This window comes from Acinetobacter sp. YH01024, from assembly GCF_013420195.1.
GTDB lineage: Bacteria > Pseudomonadota > Gammaproteobacteria > Pseudomonadales > Moraxellaceae > Acinetobacter > Acinetobacter amyesii.
On sequence record NZ_VOYQ01000083.1, the window covers coordinates 1 to 4775 of the forward strand.

Sequence of the window (4775 nt, forward strand, 5' to 3'; positions counted from 1 at the left end):
AATGGGAGTGCATGAGCTGTGGTACAGCTCATGATCGAGATATAAACTCAGCTCTAAACATTCTTGCGCTTGGGCATAAGCGTCTAGCTGTAGGAATCACCCTCTTTTAAGGGGGTGAGGATGTCAAATATTCCAAAATAAATTAAAACCAATATGACTGGTCAAAAAAAAAGCACACAGTTCTGTGTGCTTTTTGAAAACTTGGAAGATTTAGCCAGTGTTACGCAAACCTGCCGCAATACCCGCGATGCTAACCATCAACGCATGGTCGACTGGGGTATTTTCAGCTTGACGCTCGGCAAGGTATGCACGGCGGCGTTTCATCAGTTCGGCTTGTAGTAAATGTAGCGGCAATAAATAAGGCTTACGCACCTTCATGGATTGGTCGAGCACATCGTTACTGCTGAGTAATTTCGATTCACCTTTGAGTGCTAATAGCGTTTGTACCGCATCACGTAAACGCTGACGTAACTCTTCGCCCAACTGTTTGAGGTCTGCGTCATCAGTCAGATGAGACTCATAATACAGCGCCACATGACCATCGGCTTTGGACAAGACCATTTCCAACATATCAATCAGGGTTTGGAAATACGGCCATTGCTCTAACATTTCTTCGAGTGTCTGCTTTTGACCTTGATCAATCACTTGATTAATCGCAGCACCAGTACCGAGCCAAGCAGGAAGCATCAAACGGATTTGCGTCCATGCGAACACCCAAGGAATCGCACGTAATGACTCAATCCCACCGCTAACTTTACGTTTGGCTGGGCGTGAGCCGAGCGGTAACATTTGTAGTTCCAGTTCTGGCGTTACAGTCCGTAGGTATTTTACAAAATGCGGATTTTCACGCACGGTTTGACGATACACCTGTACCGACAGATCCGTCATGCTGTGCATGAGCTGACGCCATTCCTGTTTCGGTTCAGGCGGTGGCAATAAGGTCGCTTCTAAGGTCGCAGCGGTGTAAATTTCCAAGTTTTGTAAGGCAATGCCTTCTAATCCAAACTTGAAGCGAATCATTTCCCCTTGTTCTGTGACACGGATCGCCCCTGAAATCGAGCCTGGTGGCTGTGAAAACAGCGCTTGCTGTGTCGGCGCACCACCACGGCTGATTGAACCGCCACGGCCATGGAATAATGTCAGTTGTACATCATGTTTTTTCGCAACTGCGGTTAATTCTTCCTGTGCACGATACTGCGCCCAGTTTGCCGACATAAAGCCCGCATCTTTGGCTGAGTCTGAATAGCCAATCATCACCTCGTGTTTACCCTGAATATGCTGCTTATACCAATGCATATTAAATAGGGTATTCATGGTACGGGCTGCACCATCCAAATCTTTTAAGGTTTCAAACAGTGGCACGACACGTAGCGCTTGTTTGATGCCGGCTTCTTTTTGCAGTAACAATACGGCCAAGACATCACTTGGATGTTCGGCCATGGAAATAATATAAGCCCCTAAACTTTCAGGTGGCTGTTCTGCCAAAGTGCGCATGGTCGCAAAGACTTCTTGTACATCTGGATGTTCAATCAGGCTTTGTTTTGGCTCATTTAAAAACTTCGGTAGCAGTGGACGTTTGCTTTGCAGTTCCTGAATCAAGAAGTTTTGACGGGCTTGCTCCGTCCATGTTTCAAAATTGCCTAAACCTAAATATTCAGTAATGGCAGAAATCGCTTGGCGATGACGAGTCGACTCCTGACGAATATCGAGTTTGAGTAATTCGATACCGAAGCAATTCACTCGATGAATAAAGTCGAGTAACTGACCATTGGCAATTTCAGGTAAACCGCTGTCAATCAGTGAACGGTAGCAAACCAATAGTGGATCGAGCAGCTCATGGCGGCTTTTAATGACTTGGCTATCGTCAGCATCTTCACCACGGAGTTTTAGTGCCAACCAGTGACGAGTGGCTTTGAGGCGTTCCCGCGCATCACGTAGATATTCACGATACGGTTCAGGGTGGAAATGGCCCAAAGCATCACTGAGTTCTTTACTGCATTGTTGAATCGAAAGTTCCCAACGTAGGTCTTCGATATCGCGTAAATACAGGTCGGCAGCTTTCCAACGTGAAAGCCAAAGCACTTCTTGAGTAATGTTATGGGTGACGTTTGGGTTGCCATCACGGTCACCGCCCATCCATGATGCAAAGCGCACAGGGGCAACATTTAAAGGCAAGGTCTTGCCACAATGATCTTGAACCATGCCATCCAATTCACGCATGAATTTGGGTACAGCATTCCACAAGGTCTGTTCAATGGTCGTGAAGCCCCATTTAGCTTCGTCGACAGGCGTCGGGCGGTGTTGACGAATTTCGTCGGTTTGCCATGCCGAGCAAATCAGTTGTTTTAAATCATCCAGTACGGCTTTGCGTTCGCGTGGCGTAAGTTTTTGCTGATCCATTTTAAACAGGCAATCATTAATCCCATCATATTTTTGGATCAAGGTACGGCGGCTGACTTCAGTTGGATGTGCAGTCAGGACCAGTTCAATTTTTAATTCACAAATTTGTTGGAACAGTTGTTCCGCACTGATGTTATTGCTTTTAAATTTTTCAAATAAATGATCGAGTGGATTCGGTGATGGTGCTTGCTCATCAAACTCACTTTGGCGACGGCTGCGCACCACATTGTATTGTTCGGCAATATTGGCAAAGTTGAGAAAGTGTGTAAATGCACGGGTCAGTGGCAGAATTTCTTCATCTTTTAAATTTAAAAATAATTGTTCTAACTGTTTTTCGGCTTCAACTTGTCCATCGCGCGCGCCTTTAGACAAAGCACGAATTTGCTCTACCTGATTAAACAAATCTTGTCCTGCATGCTGCTTTAGGGTTTCACCCAATAAATTGCCCAGTAAGCGCACGTCTTCACGTAATGGAGCATCAATTTGTTGAATCATTGGTTATTTCTCCGTGTATTCCTGTCTCGACTATACCCCGAAAGTGCTGTGGCAAAAGGGGGTACAGACAAAAGTCGGATGACTTTTCTAGGTAAATGAGCAATAGCTATGCCATTTGTTTCAGTTTAGCGTTGAAATATTTCAGAAAATGCTTAGCTCTGCGTGCTGAGTTGATATTTCAGCATAAAGATTTCGATGGCAGAGTGAATAATGGCTTGCCGCTCTGCTGCTTCAGGTACTGGGCGCATGCCCAATAAAACCTCTTGATGGCGTAGTCCCATCAGTAGCGACACAATCAGTTCAGTTTGTCGGGCAGGGTGATCCTGCTGAATGAAATTTAAAGCTGCTGCATCTTGAAAAAAGTTTTCCCAGACTTGGCGCATTTTTAAATGTGAGGCACGGAAAAACTGTTCCACCAAAGGACTGTGTTCGGCAGCCAACTCCAAAAGTAATAAATCCAGTTTAATGGCTTCAGGCAAATTCATGATGTTCAGCCCCAACTCACAAATTTCAACGAAAGCCTGCATAAAATGACTTTCGCTGTGCAGATGTCGCGGGCGGGTATTCAAAATATATTCACAGGTGTCTTCAATCGCACTGGTAAATAAGGTGGCTTTGTCCTGAAAATGATTATAGACCGTCAGTTTGGTGACCGCTGCATGTTGGGCAATCTGATTCATGCTGCAACCGTGATAGCCCATTTCTAAAAATAATTGTTTTGCAGACTCTAAAATCCGTTGTCGTTTTTCTAAGTCTTTTGGGCGGCCGACATTCATTTGCTGAAAAAATTCCAAAAAAGGCGAAAAGGTCATTGATTTAGGATAATTAATCTAATTAATGTACCGCATGGTTTATTAATTAAAAAATAACCAAATTAATTGAATAATATTCTGCCCTAAAAAAGACTTTTTATTAAGAGCGAACTTCATGAGTACGATTAAGATCACAGTTGTCAGCATGATTATCGTTTGCAGTGTGACCTTATGGGGATGCAGCAAGGATAAAGCCCAAACGGAACAGGAAGTGCCATTTGTGATGGTGACTCAGCCAGGCGCCACACATTTTGAACAAAAAAGTTATGCGGGTGATGTACAAGCACGCCAGCAAACAGCTTTAGCGTTTCGGGTTGGCGGTCAAATCACTGAGCGCTATGTCGATGTTGGAGACCAAGTCCGAGTCGGGCAAGTCTTGGCAAAATTAGACGTCAAAGATGCACAGTTGCAACTGAATGCAGCACAAGCGCAGCTTGAAAGTGCGCGTTCCGCTGCACAAATTGCTGAAGATGAACTAAAACGCTTTAAGCAATTATTGCCAGTCAATGCTGTGAGTCGTTCGCAGTACGATGCGGTGGAAAACCAATATAAAGCAGCACAGTCGAATTTAAAGCAAGCGCAATCCAATTATGATGTGAGTCGTAATCAGACCGGTTATAACCAATTAATTGCCAATAAAAATGGGGTCATTACTGAGCGTAATATTGAGATTGGTCAAGTGATTGCAGCAGGACAACCGGCATTTCAATTGGCGATAGCAGGTGAACGTGACGTGGTCATTGGTGTGCCTGAACAAGCGGTTACTGAAATTAAAACAGGGCAGGATGCATGGGTTACCTTGTGGTCGAAACCACAGGAAAAATTTGCAGGCTATGTACGTGAAATTAGTCCTGCTGCCGATCAGTCTCGTACTTATAGTGTCAAAGTGGCATTACGTGAAGGCAATAGCGCCATTCAACTGGGGCAAAGTGCACGGGTATTTTTAACTAAATGTGCGGAATTCTCCATCTATAATCTGTGATTTAGATGGAGATGGATAGCACGCCTTTTCAGTCGGGTCTCTCTTGGTTTTGGATGTATTCTCGAATTACATCAATTGTCGCTCCA

General features: G+C 44.5%; 3 protein-coding genes and 1 pseudogene. 2 read left to right on the plus strand and 2 right to left on the minus strand.

Features of this window, described 5'->3' with window-relative positions; genetic code table 11:
* A partial coding sequence (locus FTT88_RS16720; protein ID WP_179994364.1) for a zinc ribbon domain-containing protein occupies positions 1 to 110 on the plus strand: 110 nt, incomplete at its 5' end.
* Between the two features lie 100 nt (positions 111 to 210).
* On the opposite strand, the gene ppc is transcribed toward FTT88_RS16720, so the two are convergent.
* Together ppc and FTT88_RS16730 are read right to left on the minus strand one after the other, a co-directional pair.
* A complete protein-coding gene (gene ppc, locus FTT88_RS16725; RefSeq protein WP_180174123.1) occupies positions 211 to 2895 on the minus strand; it encodes a phosphoenolpyruvate carboxylase in 2685 nt (894 codons plus the stop codon).
* Positions 2896 to 3047: 152 nt separating this feature from the next.
* Positions 3048 to 3671: a TetR/AcrR family transcriptional regulator gene (locus FTT88_RS16730; RefSeq protein WP_180011056.1), complete on the minus strand. Its 624-nt coding sequence runs from the start codon at positions 3669 to 3671 to the stop codon at positions 3048 to 3050.
* Positions 3672 to 3822: 151 nt separating this feature from the next.
* Here FTT88_RS16730 and FTT88_RS16735 point away from each other — a divergent pair.
* A pseudogene (locus FTT88_RS16735) lies at positions 3823 to 4656 on the plus strand (efflux RND transporter periplasmic adaptor subunit); the annotation flags it as partial.
* Positions 4657 to 4775: the final 119 nt, after the last annotated feature.